We start from the raw sequence: 14,798 nt of genomic DNA on the forward strand, positions 1-14,798 counted from the left end.
TTAAAAAAAGTAATTTATTATTTTTTTATTTCTTTCACACCAGAACTCGTGCCTACCAAAGCGATATCAGCGCCTTTATTAGCGAATAACCCTACTGTGACTACACCGGCGATACTATTAATCCTATCTTCTAATTCCATTGGTTTTGCTATTACAAGGTCGTGAACATCTAAAATAACATTGCCATTGTCAGTGACCACTCCTTGACGGTAGATAGGTTTGCCGCCAAGTTTGAATAATTCTCGAGCAACGTAAGAACGGGCCATCGGAATGACTTCTACTGGAAGTGGAAATTTCCCGAGAACGTCGACCACTTTTGACTCATCAACGATACAGATAAATTGTTTTGCCAGAGCCGATACTATTTTTTCACGTGTTAACGCGGCTCCTCCGCCTTTAATCATTTGCATATTATGATTAATTTCATCTGCTCCATCGACATAAATATCTAAGCTATCAACGTCATTACAGTCTAAAACTGGAATACCATAGCTTTTTAATTTTTGGGTTGACGCTTCTGAACTAGAGACAGTTCCTTTTATCTGATCTTTTATTGTTGCAAGAGCATCAATAAAGTGAGCCGCAGTAGAACCTGTGCCTACGCCTACTAATGAATCTGGTTTAACAAATTTAAGGGCTGACCAACCTACTGCTTTTTTTAGTTCATCTTGTGTCATGATATCACCGTGTGTAAATATAATTTTGATCAAAAAATTAAAATTTTAAAAGCAAAATTGTTTAAGATATGGCATAGTACCCAATTGGAAAGCAAAAATCATTAGTATTTTAAGAAAATCTATAAGGTTTTAGATCTATTTCAAATTTTTTGCAAAATTAAAATAGCTTGAATGACCAAGCGAAGATCAAATCATTAGTAAAGAGATTATGAAGCGTCCAGATTATAGAGCATTACAAGCATTAGATGCAGTGATAAAAGAACGAGGATTTGAACGAGCAGCTGACAAATTGTGTATTACGCAACCAGCAGTATCGCAACGCATTAAGCAATTAGAAAGCTTTTTTGGTCAGCAACTATTAGTAAGAACGATTCCTCCAAAAGCGACTAAACAAGGTGAACATCTTTTAGGATTATTGCATCAAGTTGAATTATTAGAACAACAATGGTTAGGTGACAATGAGCAAAATACTACGCCATTGTCATTATCAATTGCAATTAATGCTGACTCTTTAGCAACTTGGTTTTTACCCGCTTTAAAACCAGTTTTAGATAAAAATATTTTACGCTTTGATATTCAAGTCAAAGATGAAGAGCATACGTTAGAACTTCTACGCTTAGGTACTGTCGTTGCTGCAATTAGCATTCAACCCAATCCTTTACCGGGATGTTTATCTGATTTATTAGGGGCATTGGATTATATTTTTGTTGCTTCTCCTGAGTTTGCTAAAAAATACTTTCCTAATGGTGTTACTCGGTCATCGCTTTTAAAAGCGCCTGCAGTGGCATTTGACCATTTGGATGATATGCACCAAGCCTTTTTGCAAGAAAATTTTAATCTTACACCAGGTAGTGTTATTTGTCATATTACTAGTTCATCTGAAGCTTTTGTCCAATTGGCTAAACAAGGTTCTGCATGTTGTATGATACCAATGTTACAAGTTGAACAAGAGTTAAAAAATGGTGAATTGGTTAATTTAACGGAAGGCTTATTTCAAAGACGTATGCTGTATTGGCATCGCTTTGCTCCAGAAAGTAGCGTGATGCAAAATATTTCTGAAACATTGATTTGTTACGCTCAACGTATATTGTCGCAGCCTCAAGATCGGAAATAATTGTCAAATTAGCTATTTTGAGCTAAATGTAGAACTGTCCCATTTACCCTATCTCACAATTTATAGAGCTAAAAAGATGAGCCAATTGAAAAACGATCGTTATTTACGTGCATTACAATGTTTACCTGTGGATTACACGCCAATTTGGATGATGCGCCAAGCCGGTCGATACTTACCTGAATATCGGCAGCTTAGGGCTAAAGCTGGTGATTTTATGACGATGTGCCAAACACCAGAACTTGCCTGTGAAGCAACTTTACAACCCATTCGGCGATTTGATCTTGATGCTGCCATTATTTTTTCAGATATTTTAACCATTCCCGATGCAATGGGACTTGGTTTATATTTTGAAACAGGCGAAGGGCCTAAATTTAAAAAAACGATTTCTTGTTTAGATGATATTGCACAATTGCCTATACCTGATCCAGGACAATCTCTCAAATATGTAATGGATGCTATTGGGTTAACGAAAAAAGAGTTAGGTGGCAAAGTTCCATTAATTGGCTTTTCTGGTAGTCCATGGACTTTGGCAACTTATATGGTTGAAGGCGGTAGTAGTAAAACCTTTACTAAAATAAAAAAGATGCTTTATTGTGAACCTAAAGCATTACATTTGCTGCTAGAAAAATTAGCTAACAGTGTAATATTGTATTTAAATGCTCAAATTGAAGCTGGCGCCCAATCGATTATGATATTTGATACTTGGGGCGGGGTGCTTAGCCATGAAAGTTATCGAGCGTTTTCTTTGCATTATATGGAACTTATCTTATCTCAACTAAAAAGGGGTAAGAAAAGCCAGAATATCACTTCTTATGTTCCTGTGACGCTATTTACAAAAGGTGGCGGTTTATGGCTCGATACTATTTCTAAATCAGGGGCTGATGCCATCGGTGTTGATTGGACAGTGGATTTGAATCAGATAGAACAAAAAGGTAAGATTGCCATACAAGGTAATTTAGATCCTTCTATATTGTATGCCAATAAGGAAACGATTGAGTCTAACGTTGAGTCAGTTCTAAGTGAATTTGGCTATCATAATGGTCATGTCTTTAATTTAGGTCATGGTATTCACCAAGATATTCCCATTGAGCATGTACAATATTTAGTTGAATCAGTACACACACGGTCAAAAAGGTTTCATTCATGATTAAAAATCCTATTCAATTAAGAATAGCAAAATTGCTAGTTTGGAAGCAGCGTTTATTTATGGTTTGTCTATGCGAACGAATGTATCCAAACTTTATTTATTATTGCAATTTACAACAAGATGAACAATCAGCAGTAGGATATAAAAAAATTCTAGATCTTATTTGGGAATCACTATTGGTTGAGAATGTGAAAATTAATTTTGATTTACAACTTGAGAAACTTGAATCGTTAATTCCAGTCATCAAGGAAGATAGCCCATATATGGTTTACCCTGCTATTGATGCTTGTCAGGCTCTTAGTGAAATTCTACACTCTTATATAAGTGGTGAAATAGATGAACACTCAGCCAAAGTTAGCTCTATTTCCGCAACTACTGTAGCTGAATTTGAAATGACAAAAGATAATATTGAACTTTCAGAAGATGAACAAGTAACTTTGCCTAGTGTAATTGATGAATTTGATTTGCAGTGGGAAATTTTTCGCTTATTAAGTGATGAAAATAATGAAATGTTAGACTTGATTAAAGGCTTGAAAATGGACATTCGGTCTGCAGAAACTAGCAATATTGGTGTTTTTTTGAGCAATTAAAGCGGTTAAAGCGTGATTTTTTTAATTTTTATTAAATTTTTCTTTAACATTAGGCAAATATAGACTACATTTAACAACAATGTAATCTAAATCACGTTTACAGAAGCAAAGTTGGGTTTTAACTTTGTTTATTAATGTTAACTTTAACAATAAAATAAATATGTAAGGATATTCCATGAATAAAACAGAACTTGTAGATGCTATTGCTAGCAAAGCTAATATTACTAAAGTTGCAGCAAAAACTGCTTTAGAAGCAACTTTAGCTTCTATCACTGAATCATTAAAATCTGGTGAGCCAGTTCAATTAGTTGGTTTCGGTACATTTAAAGTTAATGCTCGTAAAGCTCGTACTGGTCGTAACCCAAAAACTGGTAAAGAAATCAAAATTGCAGCAAGCAAAGTACCAGCATTTGTTTCTGGTAAAAGCTTAAAAGAAGCAATCAAATAATTTTATTGCTTTCTATTAGAGAATTTTTTAAGGCCATAACTAATCGTTATGGCTTTATTTTTAACTCCAACTTTTTAATCTATTTTTTCTTGAGTTTTTAGAAACGATTTTACTTATTATCTAAACCGTTAATTTAGCAAATTTAGCATTTAATTGATCAGCTAAATCTTGCGGTGATATTTCGATTTCTAATCCTCTTTTACCCCCTGATACCATCATCGTTGCATATTGTTTAGCACTATCATCAATAAGTGTAGGTAATAGCTTTTTTTGCCCGAGAGGACTTATCCCACCGACTAAATAACCTGTTGTTTTTTGTGCTAGATTCGGGTCAGCTAATGCTACTTTTTTGCAATCAAGAATTTTAGCGGCTTGTTTAAGATCCAATGTACAATCAACCGGTAATACACAGACTGCTAATGATTTATTGTCCCCATTTATGCATACAATCAGTGTTTTAAATATCTGACCTGAAACAACATTTAGTTCTAATCCAAGTTTATCCGCAGCTTCTTGTCCATAATGGGTTTGTTGTGCGTCATGTTGATATTGATGGATATTAAATTTAATTTTATGCTTTTTGAGCAATCTAATGGCTGGCGTCATAATAGTAAGAATTATTATAAGTGAGAATGATGATCCCTATTAATTGCCATTAATAGGGATTTTTAGGATTAAACTAAACTATACTACATAAAAAAATTAAGAGATGATTTGTTGATTGTTTTGATTATTATCATCTAGTTTCGGTAATTCAACATTATTAGATACGTTGTATAAGCGATAGAAGAAGCTATATACAAAGAAACTAATAAACATAGATACTATTGAAGTAATAGTCGCTACAATAATATTATTACCCAATAAATAATTAATAAGCCCTAGAACGATAGTAATCCCAAAAGAAATTAATACCATTAGTAAAGGTGCTTTCCATTTTGTTACAGCTAATTTATGGCTTCCAGCAAATCTTTGAAAAAATCCTATTGAATCTGGAACTATTAATGAAGCACAAAAGTAATTCACAATGATGCTTATGATAAGATATATAGCAAAACCTATCAATATAGTTAATAATACAACTAACTTTTGGGGTAATATCATTCCGATAATCCACATAATTAAAGAAAGCAAAATTCCTGCTATAATAAATATAATAAAATAAATAGCGGTAAATCCTGCAAGATTTAGAAAAGCAGGTAATATGCGTTGTGACACTAATTTCGTATCTAATTTGTCACTAGCAGTTAAATTATAAATAATACCAATTGCCACGGCACCAATAAAGATGAAGACAATTGTTAAAAGCAATAATCTTCCAAATAATGCACCAAGAACTTGAGCTGGATTTGAGTAATAGACCATGCTAGCTACAAGAGCAGCTGGATCAAAAATAAGATACGATAATAATGAACTAGCTAATGCAAGCACTACGCTTGCGATTGCGATTAGTGGGAATCTATTGCGAATAAAGTTAACTGTTTTTTCAAAAGTAACTAAAAATGATAAATTGTTTTGTGAGTCCATCGTTTTTCCTTATGGGTGGTAATACTAGTATTACCACGGTCTTTATATTTAATTCAAAAGTTATGATTGTAGTATAGAAATATCGGCAACCTTTAAAAATAAATTTTGTAATTTTTTCAAAAGAGCCAATCGGTTTAGTTTAATTTTTTCGTCATCAACCATTACCATTACTTTCTCAAAAAAAGTATCAATAGGTGCTTTAAGTGATGCTAATTCAATTAAGGCATCTTGATATCGACCTTCAGTAAAGTAAGGTGCTAACTTATCTGTCAATATTGCTATTTGCATAGCTAATTCGCTTTCAGCTCCCGTTTCAAGAAGTGAAGCGTTAATATTTTCAGGGATAGCGTTTTCAGATTTAGACAAAATATTTGATACACGTTTATTTGCTTCTGCTAATGAAGAAGCTTCAGGTAACGTTCTAAAATGTGTTACCGCATTAACGCGGGTATCAAAATCTGCAGGCTTGGTTGGATTAATTGCCAAGACAGCCTGAATGGTATCTATCGCAAATCCTTTTTCTTGATACCATGCTCGGAATCGACCTTGCATAAAATTAACAATATCTATAACAACATTGTTGTTGGTTAATTTATTTCCATATAAAGATGTGGCAAAACTTGCTAGCTCAACTAAATCAAGAGGTAAGCTTTTTTCAACAATAATACGTAATACACCAATAGCTGCACGGCGAAGTGCAAATGGATCTTTATCACCTTTAGGATGTTGACCAATACCAAAAATACCGGCTAATGTATCCATTTTTTCGGCAATAGATACCGCACTAGACACAGGAGTACTTGGTAGTTCATCGCCTGAAAAACGAGGTTTATATTGTTCTTCAATAGCGGTAGCGACTTCAATACTTTCACCATCTTTAATCGCTATATATCGACCTATGATGCCTTGTGTTTCAGGAAATTCAAACACCGTGTTAGTAACTAAATCACATTTAGTTAATTTCCCTGCACGTTTGGCTTGTTCAGTGTTAGTACCAATTTTTTCAGCGATGAATCCAGATAAGGCCTCAATACGAAGTGCTTTATCTTTAACTGTACCAAGTTGTTGTTGAAATAAAACCGTCTCAAGGCGAGGAAGGCGATCTTCCAAACGTTGTTTTAAGTCTGTTCTATAGAAAAATTCGGCATCAGCTAAGCGTGGACGAACTACTTTTTCATTACCAGAAATAACAACTTGAGGATCTTTCGATTCAATATTGGCAACGAAAATAAAGTTTGGTAATAGTTTTCCTTGTTTATCATAGACAGGGAAATATTTTTGATCGCCTTTCATCGTATATACCAATGATTCAGCTGGAACTTCTAAAAATCTTTCTTCAAATTTTGCTGTTAATACTACAGGCCATTCAACCAATGATGAAACTTCCTCAAGTAAGCTTTCAGTTAAATCTGCTTTACCATTAAGTTTTTCAGCAGCTTCTTGAGCTTGCTGCTTAATGATTGATTTTCGCTTGTTATAGTCAGCAATAACTTTGCCTCGTTGTTCAAGGATTTCAGGATATTGGTCAGCATTATCAATGGTAAATTCTTGTTCACCCATAAAGCGGTGTCCGCGAATAATACGATCTGATTGAATGTCTAAAATGACGCCCGGTACAAGTTGATCACCATATAGCATAGTTACAGTATGGCTTGGTCTGATAAATTCAACTTGGCGAGCTGCCCAGCGCATAGGTTTAGGAATAGGTAATTTATTTAATGCATTTTTAACCATATCACATAATAAATTAACAACAGGCTGTCCTTTTTGATTATGAGTATAAGATAACCATTCGCCTTTATCTGTTTGAATGCGCTCTGCTTGAGAGATATCGATGCCACACCCTCTAGCCCAGCCTTCTGCTGCTTTTGTTGGTTTACCATTTGCATCAAATGCGGCACTTACCGCAGGACCGCGTTTAACAACTTGGCTATCTGGTTGAGTGTCATTTAAATTCAATACTTTTAAAGCTAAACGGCGCGGCGATGCAAACCAAAGTACCTCACCATGTTCTAAGTTAGCATTATCAAGTTGTTCAATAAAATTAGCTGCAAAGCTTTCAGCCAAAGTGCGGAGTGATTTCGGTGGTAACTCTTCAGTACCGATTTCTACTAGAAATGTTTTTTGCATAATATATCAATTCCTACTTTGATGCATTTTGGTTAGAACGTTTATTTTGGCACATTGGAAATCCAAGTGCTTCACGAGAGGCGTAATATGCTTCAGCAACCATTTTTGTTAATGTTCTGATACGCAATATGTAACGTTGTCGCTCAGTTACTGAAATAGCTTTGCGGGCATCAAGTAAATTGAAGCAGTGAGCTGCTTTTAAAATACGTTCATAAGCAGGTAGCGGTAGAGGTTTTTCTAATTCAAGTAACATTTTTGCTTCTTTTTCATGTTGTTCAAAACAATAAAATAAGAAATCAATATTAGCGTACTCGAAATTATAGGTAGATTGTTCAACTTCGTTTTGGTGAAAAACATCACCATAAGTGGTTTTACCAAATGCGCCATCACTCCAGATTAAATCATAAACGCTATCTACGCCTTGAATATACATAGCAAGGCGTTCTAAACCATAAGTAATCTCGCCAGTCACCGGTTTACACTCAAGACCACCAACTTGTTGGAAATAGGTAAATTGGGTCACTTCCATACCGTTTAACCAAACTTCCCAACCTAATCCCCATGCACCTAATGTTGGATTTTCCCAATTGTCTTCTACAAAACGGATATCGTTAACAGTTGGATCAAGACCAAGCTCTTTTAGTGATCCTAAGTAAAGTTCTTGGATATTATCTGGTGATGGCTTTAAGATAACTTGGAATTGGTAATAATGTTGTAACCTATTAGGATTTTCACCATAACGACCATCAGTAGGGCGGCGAGAAGGTTGAACGTAAGCAGCATTAATCGGTTCAGGACCAAGTGCTCTTAAACAGGTCATTGGATGAGAAGTACCTGCGCCGACTTCCATATCTAATGGCTGAATCACTGTACAACCTTGATTAGCCCAATAATCTTGTAACGTAAGTATTAAACCCTGAAAGGTTTTGACATTAAACTTTTGCATGATGTTATCTTTGTGGTTAAATTAATTTTTACTACAAATTAAATAGTGCTACATTTTATACTTTTTATTAGTGCTTGTGAAATGCCTAATTACTTTTATTAATAAAGTTACATAATATAGTTTTCATTTTGCATCTTTACACATTTGTAGGTATAGTAAAGTTATCTTTATTGCTTGGTAATAAATCATAAATAAAAAGGCCATGTCTATTTATCGTAATCTATTGATTATTTTATTTATTGGATTAATTAATACACATTTTGTGTATGCTGATGATAATCAACAATTAGAATCATTGCGTCGTTCAATTAAAGAGCATGAAAAGCGCCTAGCAGAACAAACAAAAGAACGGACTCAATTGGTCAATGATCTTAAAAACCAAGAAACTGAAATAGCTAATTTACTTACATCGATTGAAAAAAATGGTCTTACGCTAAAAAAATTAGATGGGGAAATTACTAATTTAATCAAGCAAATTGATGAATTAACCATTAAACAAAATCAACAACGAGATGAGTTATCCAAACAGCTAGAAAGCGCATTTAAATTAGGAAAAAATACCAATTTTAAGTTGATCTTTGCTAGCGAACAAAGTGAGCGTAATGAACGCCTTATTACTTATTTTCGTTATATTAATGAAGCAAGACAACAACAAATAAATAAGCTTCGTGAAACGCAATTACAACTCAATGAAAAGAAAAATGCTTTACAAAAAAAGCAAGCCACTCAAAAAACACTACATAACAAGCAAAAACAAGAGCAAATAGCCTTAGAAAAAAATCACCAAAAACGCCAAAAAACTATCAATTCTCTTGAATCATCAATGCAAAAAAATCAACAAAAATTAGCTCAACTTAAAGATAATGAAGCGAAATTACAGGCTAAGATTGCTCAAGCAGAAAGAGAAAACCGTCGAATTGCGGAAGAAGAAGCAAGACAAGCCAAAAATATCCAAGAAAAACAAAAGAACACAAATTATACACCTAACGCGGATGAACGTGCATTAATGGCTCGAGTTAGTGGTATTGGTAAACCACAGAATCAATTTCTTTGGCCTGTAAATGGTAGTATTGCTCATCGATTTGGTGAGGCTTTGCAAGGTGAACTTCGTTGGAAGGGAATGGTGATAAATGCCAAAGATGGCACACAAGTCAAAGCAATTACTGATGGTCGAGTTATCCTAGCCAGCTGGCTGCAAGGTTATGGTTTTGTGGTTGCGCTTGAGCACGGTAAAGGCGATATGAGTTTATATGGCTATAACCAACGTGTTTTAGTAGAAGTCGGTGATAATGTTAGGACAGATCAGCCGATTGCAATTGTTGGTTCAAGCGGAGGTCAAAATACTCCTGGGCTTTATTTTGAAATTCGCCGAGATGGTAAAGCATTAGATCCTAGTGGTTGGTTAAAATGATTAAACGTATATTATATATAGGGATATTATTATTAAATGTAAATAGTGCATATGCAGCGAAACTAGCGTTAGTTATTGATGATTTTGGTTATCGTCAACATAATGAAGAACAGATTATTTTATTTTCACCCAACATTACAATTGCTGTTTTACCACATTCACCAAATGCCAAACATATCGCAACCTTTGCTCATCAGCATGGTAATGATGTGATTATTCACTTACCTATGGCTCCTATGGGGAAACAACCTTTAGAGAAAGATACTCTATTTCCTTATATGGATGAAGCAGAAGTAAAAAGAATTGTTGATGATGCAGTATCCCTAGTTCCATATGCAATAGGTGTAAATAATCATATGGGCAGTTTGATGACATCAAATTTCAATGGTATGCACAATGTTATGAAAGCATTAAGTCATCACTCAATGTTTTTTTTGGATAGTAAAACGATAGGTAAAACTCAAGTAAAAAACGCCGCAACTGATTATAATATAACTGTAATTGGGCGTGATGTATTTTTAGATGATCAGCAGATAGAAAGAGCCATTAGTCAGCAGTTTGACCTGGCAGTTAAAATTGCGCAAAAAAATGGTTATGCTATCGCCATTGGCCATCCACATCCTCAAACAGTTAATGTTTTAAGAGCAAAATTAGCTAATTTGCCTGACAATATCGAATTAGTTAAAGTCAGTGAATTAATTAAACCGGCTAAACCTAAGCTAACTCTGAAAGATATTTTTGAAAAATATAAAAAACGATTTGAGGAGTTACCAAATTTTGAACTTTCAGAGTAGTAGTAATTATTTTTTTTCAAGTGTTCGATGACGAATTTGCACTTGTTTATTTTGCGCTTTAAAAAACTCGGCTAATTGTTCTGCAATAAAAACAGAACGGTGTTGCCCGCCTGTACAACCGATGGCTATCGTTAAATAGCTACGATTATTTTTTTCTAACATTGGTAACCACTGTTGTAAATAATTGGCTGTTTGATAAATGAAATTGGTAACTTCATCATGTTTTAGTAAGAAATTTTTAACAGGCTCATCTAAGCCAGTTAATGGACGTAATGATATATCCCAATGCGGGTTAGGTAAAAATCTTACATCAAATACGAAATCAGCATCGACAGGTAAACCATGTTTAAAGCCAAATGATTCAAAAATCATGGTTAATTCCCGCTCTTTTTTTCCTAAAATCCGTGAACGAAGAATATTAGATAACTCATGAACTGAAAGATTATCAGTATTTATAACTAAACTTGCGTGTGATTTTAAAGGCTCTAAATACTTCTCTTCAAGATCAATGGCTTCTTCTAACGAGTATTTTTGATTGGTTAGCGGATGTATTCGTCTTGTTTCGCTATAACGTCGGATCAGAGTATTACGACTACAATCAAAAAAGATTATTTCAGGAGTAACAGAGGATGGTAATCGCTGAAAAATATCATGATCAAAATTAAAGTTAGCTGGTAAATTGCGAATATCGATACTAACCGCAACAGGTGTATTGTTATCTTTTAATGATTCTGCAAGTTGCGGTAATAATGCGACGGGAATATTATCAACACAATAAAAACCCATATCTTCTAATGCGCGTAATGCAATTGATTTTCCTGAACCAGAACGGCCACTTACTATCAACAATATCACAATATCGACTCCAAAATAATTGGTGCACTAGTATATACTGTTTAGTTCAACATGTGCAATTCATGAAAAGAAACAATAAGCTAAATAAATTCTCTAATAATCTATTTTTATTTTAGCTATTAACTGTTTTAAAGCCTGTCCACGATGAGAAATTTGGCTCTTATGTTCTTTAGTTAGCTCTGCTGCACTGCAATTAAGCTCAGGAATATAAAATAAAGGATCATAACCAAAACCACCATTTCCATGAGGTTCATTCATAATTAATCCATTCCATTTCCCTAAACAGATGATTGGTGTAGGATCATTTTCGTGTCGCATAAAAGCGAGTGCGCAATAAAAGTATGCTGTCCTTTTTTCTTTAGGCACATCTTTTAATTCAAGTAATAGCTTGTCATTATTGCTTTTGTCATTACCATGTTCTCCTGCATAACGAGCGGAATAGATACCAGGTTGCCCGTTTAGTGCTTGAACAACTAAACCTGAATCATCTGCTATCGCCGGTAGTTGAGTCACTTTTGCGGTATGTCTTGCTTTTAAGATGGCATTTTCAATAAATGTTAGGCCTGTTTCTTCTATATCAGGAACATTGAAGGTATTTTGGGCTATAACATCAAATCCAGCATCGGCTAAAAGCGTTTGTAATTCATTGACCTTTCCTTGGTTATTAGTGGCTAAAACAATTTTCTGCATTTAATGACTCCATGATATTAGTTTTATATCGTAATTAGTTAATCAAGTATAGCAAGTAGATGTACGCTTAAGTTTTAAAAATCAGGTTCACAACGGAATGTCAGAGTTTCACCGGTTTTAGGATGATTTATTGTTAGATGTTGAGCATGTAACAATAACCTTTTTGACATTGAAAATGCTTCAGGATGAGCATAAAATTTATCGCCTAAAATAGGATGCCCTATAGCTTGCATATGCACTCTTAATTGATGAGAGCGCCCTGTAAATGGAAACAATGCCACCCGAGTTGTATTATCATTATTGCGTGAAATAACTTGATAATGTGTTAATGCATATTTGCCATTTTCATGATCTACCATCTGTCTTGGGCGATTAGGCCAATCACAAATTAATGGGAGTTCGACTTGGCCTGCGTCATCCTTAAGGTGACCGTGGACCACAGCAATATATGTTTTTTTAGGTATACGCTCTCTAAACTGCTTTTTAATTTCTCTATCTGCTAATTTAGATAAAGCAGCAACCATAATGCCACTCGTAGCCATATCTAGACGATGGACTGATTCAACATAACTATATTTTTGTTGTAAACGATGAATAATACTATCTATAAATTGCGGTTTATTTCCTGATACCGACAAAATACCAGGTTGTTTGTTAACCACAACAATATGATCATCTTGATATAAAATAGTTAACCAAGGATCAATAGGGGGATGATATTCCAAAAGCATTTAGTGTGATAATTTGTCAAATTAAATTGTCACACATTCTAACAAACTCGGTAAAAAGTGCCAGTTGAAATAAACTTATTTACTCCAGATTGACTTTTTATTAGCTGAAAACAATTGGCAAAATAGGATGGTTAAACTAACAAAAAGATAGCAAGCAAAAATGATTATCATCCATTGCGACATTTCAATAGTTAAGAACGACCAAATTTTTTCAGAACAAGAACCATAAGCATTAAACATGCTTGGTAACCATTCATTTAATGGTAACCAAGAAGGGAATTGGACATTAATTGCACAGGTGTCACTCAAATCTGGTTCGAACTGCAAATGGGCATGAAAAGTTGCTAATTCAAACCCTTTAAAGGCGCTAAATAGCCAGATTAATATGCCAGCGAGTCTAAATATTAATTTTTGGGGATTGATTAGTCCAACGATGCTGCCAAACATAATACCGTAAATTGCACAGCGCTGATAAATACATAAAGTACAAGGAGCTAGTCCTAAACCATGTTGAAAATAGAGAGCGGTCAATTCAAAAATAGCAGTGGAAAGAAACAATAAAAACCAAGCAAATCTTCCTCGAGAGTATTGGTTGAGTAAATACAACATACTATTTTATTCCTCCATATTCCGCTATAATTATTTTATACTAGGTTATTAAAATTAACCAATCTTATTCTTTTTACCATTAGTGTAGTTTATTTTTAAGTAATGTAAACGACTTTTATTTATTAAAGGTGGATTAATCTTTTCTTATGGACTCAAACGTTCAACAAACAAAATTACAAGTCTCATTTGTCACAATCACCGAAGAAAATGTGACACAACGAATTGACAACTTTTTAATAACATACCTTAAAGGTGTGCCTAAAAGTATGATTTATCGCATACTTAGAAAAGGGGAAGTGCGTGTCAACAAAAAGCGGATTAAGCCAGAATATAAATTAGCTGTTGGTGATGAAGTTCGAATTCCACCTATTCGTGTTTCAGAAAAAACAGTTCCTGAAATTTCAAAAAAACTGAATAAAGTTGCTGATTTAGAAAAATCAATTATTTATGAAGATGATGTGATTCTTGCGATTAATAAACCATCTGGCATTGCCGTACATGGTGGAAGTGGCTTAAGTTTTGGCGTTATTGAAGGATTAAGAGCATTAAGACCTGAAGCCAAATTTTTAGAATTAGTACATCGTATCGATCGTGAAACATCTGGTGTTTTACTTATTGCTAAGAAACGTTCTGCACTAAAAGCATTACATGAACAACTTCGTTTAAAACAGATGCAAAAAAATTATTTAGCTTTAGTGAAAGGTAATTGGCCTTCTGAATGTAAAGTTGTACAAGCACCACTATTAAAAAATGTACTCAAAAGTGGTGAGCGTGTGGTTAAGGTAAATGCAGAAGGTAAGCCATCTGAAACACGATTCAAAGTGGAAGAACGCTTTGGTTTTGCAACCTTAATTAAAGCTAGCCCAGTAACTGGACGAACGCATCAAATTCGTGTACACACTCAATATGTTAATCATCCAATAGCATTTGATGATCGTTACGGTGATAGCCAATTTGATGAATTATTAGCTAAAAGCAAACTTAACCGATTGTTTTTACATGCTGCTAATGTGAAATTCATTCATCCAAAAACTTTACAAGAGATGCAATTACATGCCCCGATGGATAATATATTGCAAAACTGCTTGATTCAGATTAGAAATGATAAATATCAACAATGATTTAAATG

The 14,798-nt window shown here is 34.3% G+C and carries 16 protein-coding genes; 7 read left to right on the forward strand and 9 right to left on the reverse strand.

What is annotated here, in order from left to right:
* Positions 1-17 precede the first annotated feature (17 nt).
* Positions 18-677, reverse strand: coding sequence for a ribose-5-phosphate isomerase RpiA (rpiA, locus tag A9G08_RS01545; protein ID WP_065562002.1), 660 nt, complete (start codon positions 675-677; stop codon positions 18-20).
* 208 nt (positions 678-885) lie between these two features.
* Here rpiA and A9G08_RS01550 point away from each other — a divergent pair, with 208 nt between their 5' ends.
* The 4 genes from A9G08_RS01550 (at position 886) to A9G08_RS01565 (ending at position 3,976) form a co-directional block, all read left to right on the forward strand.
* Entirely contained in the window at positions 886-1,791 is a 906-nt protein-coding gene (locus tag A9G08_RS01550; protein WP_065562003.1) for a LysR family transcriptional regulator ArgP, read from the forward strand.
* A gap of 76 nt (positions 1,792-1,867) precedes the next feature.
* Positions 1,868-2,938, forward strand: a complete 1,071-nt coding sequence (gene hemE / locus A9G08_RS01555; RefSeq protein ID WP_065562004.1) for a uroporphyrinogen decarboxylase — start codon at positions 1,868-1,870, stop codon at positions 2,936-2,938.
* Entirely contained in the window at positions 2,935-3,528 is a 594-nt protein-coding gene (locus A9G08_RS01560) for a YjaG family protein (RefSeq protein ID WP_065562005.1), read from the forward strand. The genes hemE and A9G08_RS01560 overlap by 4 nt, the downstream gene beginning before the upstream one ends.
* 175 nt (positions 3,529-3,703) lie before the next feature.
* Positions 3,704-3,976 carry an HU family DNA-binding protein gene (locus A9G08_RS01565; protein ID WP_065562006.1) on the forward strand — a complete coding sequence of 91 codons (273 nt, stop codon included), beginning with the start codon at positions 3,704-3,706 and terminating at the stop codon, positions 3,974-3,976.
* 120 nt (positions 3,977-4,096) lie between these two features.
* Here the strand turns inward: A9G08_RS01565 and ybaK are convergent, their stop codons facing one another.
* The 4 genes from ybaK to glyQ form a co-directional block, all read right to left on the reverse strand.
* A complete protein-coding gene (gene ybaK, locus A9G08_RS01570) occupies positions 4,097-4,582 on the reverse strand; it encodes a Cys-tRNA(Pro) deacylase (protein ID WP_065562007.1) in 486 nt (161 codons plus the stop codon).
* A gap of 96 nt (positions 4,583-4,678) precedes the next feature.
* Complete coding sequence (locus A9G08_RS01575; protein WP_065562008.1) at positions 4,679-5,503, reverse strand: hypothetical protein; 825 nt, start codon at positions 5,501-5,503, stop codon at positions 4,679-4,681.
* A 60-nt stretch (positions 5,504-5,563) separates the two neighbouring features.
* Positions 5,564-7,636 (reverse strand): glycine--tRNA ligase subunit beta, encoded by a 2,073-nt coding sequence (gene glyS / locus A9G08_RS01580; protein WP_065562009.1) that lies wholly within the window; start codon positions 7,634-7,636, stop codon positions 5,564-5,566.
* A gap of 10 nt (positions 7,637-7,646) precedes the next feature.
* Positions 7,647-8,579 carry a glycine--tRNA ligase subunit alpha gene (gene glyQ, locus A9G08_RS01585; RefSeq protein WP_065562010.1) on the reverse strand — a complete coding sequence of 311 codons (933 nt, stop codon included), beginning with the start codon at positions 8,577-8,579 and terminating at the stop codon, positions 7,647-7,649.
* 202 nt (positions 8,580-8,781) lie between these two features.
* Here glyQ and envC point away from each other — a divergent pair, with 202 nt between their 5' ends.
* On the forward strand, positions 8,782-9,990 hold the full coding sequence (gene envC, locus A9G08_RS01590) for a murein hydrolase activator EnvC (RefSeq protein WP_065562011.1): 1,209 nt from the start codon (positions 8,782-8,784) through the stop codon (positions 9,988-9,990).
* On the forward strand, positions 9,987-10,784 hold the full coding sequence (locus A9G08_RS01595) for a divergent polysaccharide deacetylase family protein (protein WP_065562012.1): 798 nt from the start codon (positions 9,987-9,989) through the stop codon (positions 10,782-10,784). Before envC ends, A9G08_RS01595 begins: the two co-directional genes overlap by 4 nt.
* Positions 10,785-10,790: 6 nt before the next feature.
* Here the strand turns inward: A9G08_RS01595 and rapZ are convergent, their stop codons facing one another.
* The 4 genes from rapZ to dsbB all read right to left on the reverse strand — a co-directional run bounded on the left by rapZ (position 10,791) and on the right by dsbB (position 13,669).
* The gene (rapZ, locus tag A9G08_RS01600; protein WP_065562013.1) at positions 10,791-11,639 is read right to left on the reverse strand and encodes an RNase adapter RapZ; all 849 of its coding nucleotides are present in this window, start codon (positions 11,637-11,639) and stop codon (positions 10,791-10,793) included.
* Between the two features lie 93 nt (positions 11,640-11,732).
* Positions 11,733-12,329 carry an XTP/dITP diphosphatase gene (locus A9G08_RS01605; protein ID WP_065562014.1) on the reverse strand — a complete coding sequence of 199 codons (597 nt, stop codon included), beginning with the start codon at positions 12,327-12,329 and terminating at the stop codon, positions 11,733-11,735.
* A gap of 74 nt (positions 12,330-12,403) precedes the next feature.
* The gene (gene rluA / locus A9G08_RS01610; RefSeq protein ID WP_065562015.1) at positions 12,404-13,060 is read right to left on the reverse strand and encodes a bifunctional tRNA pseudouridine(32) synthase/23S rRNA pseudouridine(746) synthase RluA; all 657 of its coding nucleotides are present in this window, start codon (positions 13,058-13,060) and stop codon (positions 12,404-12,406) included.
* Positions 13,061-13,135: 75 nt separating this feature from the next.
* Positions 13,136-13,669, reverse strand: a complete 534-nt coding sequence (dsbB, locus tag A9G08_RS01615) for a disulfide bond formation protein DsbB (RefSeq protein ID WP_065562016.1) — start codon at positions 13,667-13,669, stop codon at positions 13,136-13,138.
* A 146-nt stretch (positions 13,670-13,815) separates the two neighbouring features.
* Here dsbB and rluC point away from each other — a divergent pair, with 146 nt between their 5' ends.
* A complete protein-coding gene (gene rluC / locus A9G08_RS01620) occupies positions 13,816-14,790 on the forward strand; it encodes a 23S rRNA pseudouridine(955/2504/2580) synthase RluC (protein WP_065562017.1) in 975 nt (324 codons plus the stop codon).
* Positions 14,791-14,798: the final 8 nt, after the last annotated feature.

Source organism: Gilliamella sp. wkB195 (assembly GCF_001690445.1).
Lineage (GTDB): Bacteria > Pseudomonadota > Gammaproteobacteria > Enterobacterales > Orbaceae > Gilliamella > Gilliamella apicola_E.

Coding starts and splice junctions, on each gene's coding strand:
- rpiA (WP_065562002.1), bottom strand. CDS start 677: ATGACACAAGATGAACTAAAAAAAGCAGTAGGTTGGTCAGCCCTTAAA.
- A9G08_RS01550 (WP_065562003.1), top strand. CDS start 886: ATGAAGCGTCCAGATTATAGAGCATTACAAGCATTAGATGCAGTGATA.
- hemE (WP_065562004.1), top strand. CDS start 1,868: ATGAGCCAATTGAAAAACGATCGTTATTTACGTGCATTACAATGTTTA.
- A9G08_RS01560 (WP_065562005.1), top strand. CDS start 2,935: ATGATTAAAAATCCTATTCAATTAAGAATAGCAAAATTGCTAGTTTGG.
- A9G08_RS01565 (WP_065562006.1), top strand. CDS start 3,704: ATGAATAAAACAGAACTTGTAGATGCTATTGCTAGCAAAGCTAATATT.
- ybaK (WP_065562007.1), bottom strand. CDS start 4,582: ATGACGCCAGCCATTAGATTGCTCAAAAAGCATAAAATTAAATTTAAT.
- A9G08_RS01575 (WP_065562008.1), bottom strand. CDS start 5,503: ATGGACTCACAAAACAATTTATCATTTTTAGTTACTTTTGAAAAAACA.
- glyQ (WP_065562010.1), bottom strand. CDS start 8,579: ATGCAAAAGTTTAATGTCAAAACCTTTCAGGGTTTAATACTTACGTTA.
- envC (WP_065562011.1), top strand. CDS start 8,782: ATGTCTATTTATCGTAATCTATTGATTATTTTATTTATTGGATTAATT.
- A9G08_RS01595 (WP_065562012.1), top strand. CDS start 9,987: ATGATTAAACGTATATTATATATAGGGATATTATTATTAAATGTAAAT.
- A9G08_RS01605 (WP_065562014.1), bottom strand. CDS start 12,329: ATGCAGAAAATTGTTTTAGCCACTAATAACCAAGGAAAGGTCAATGAA.
- rluA (WP_065562015.1), bottom strand. CDS start 13,060: ATGCTTTTGGAATATCATCCCCCTATTGATCCTTGGTTAACTATTTTA.
- dsbB (WP_065562016.1), bottom strand. CDS start 13,669: ATGTTGTATTTACTCAACCAATACTCTCGAGGAAGATTTGCTTGGTTT.
- rluC (WP_065562017.1), top strand. CDS start 13,816: ATGGACTCAAACGTTCAACAAACAAAATTACAAGTCTCATTTGTCACA.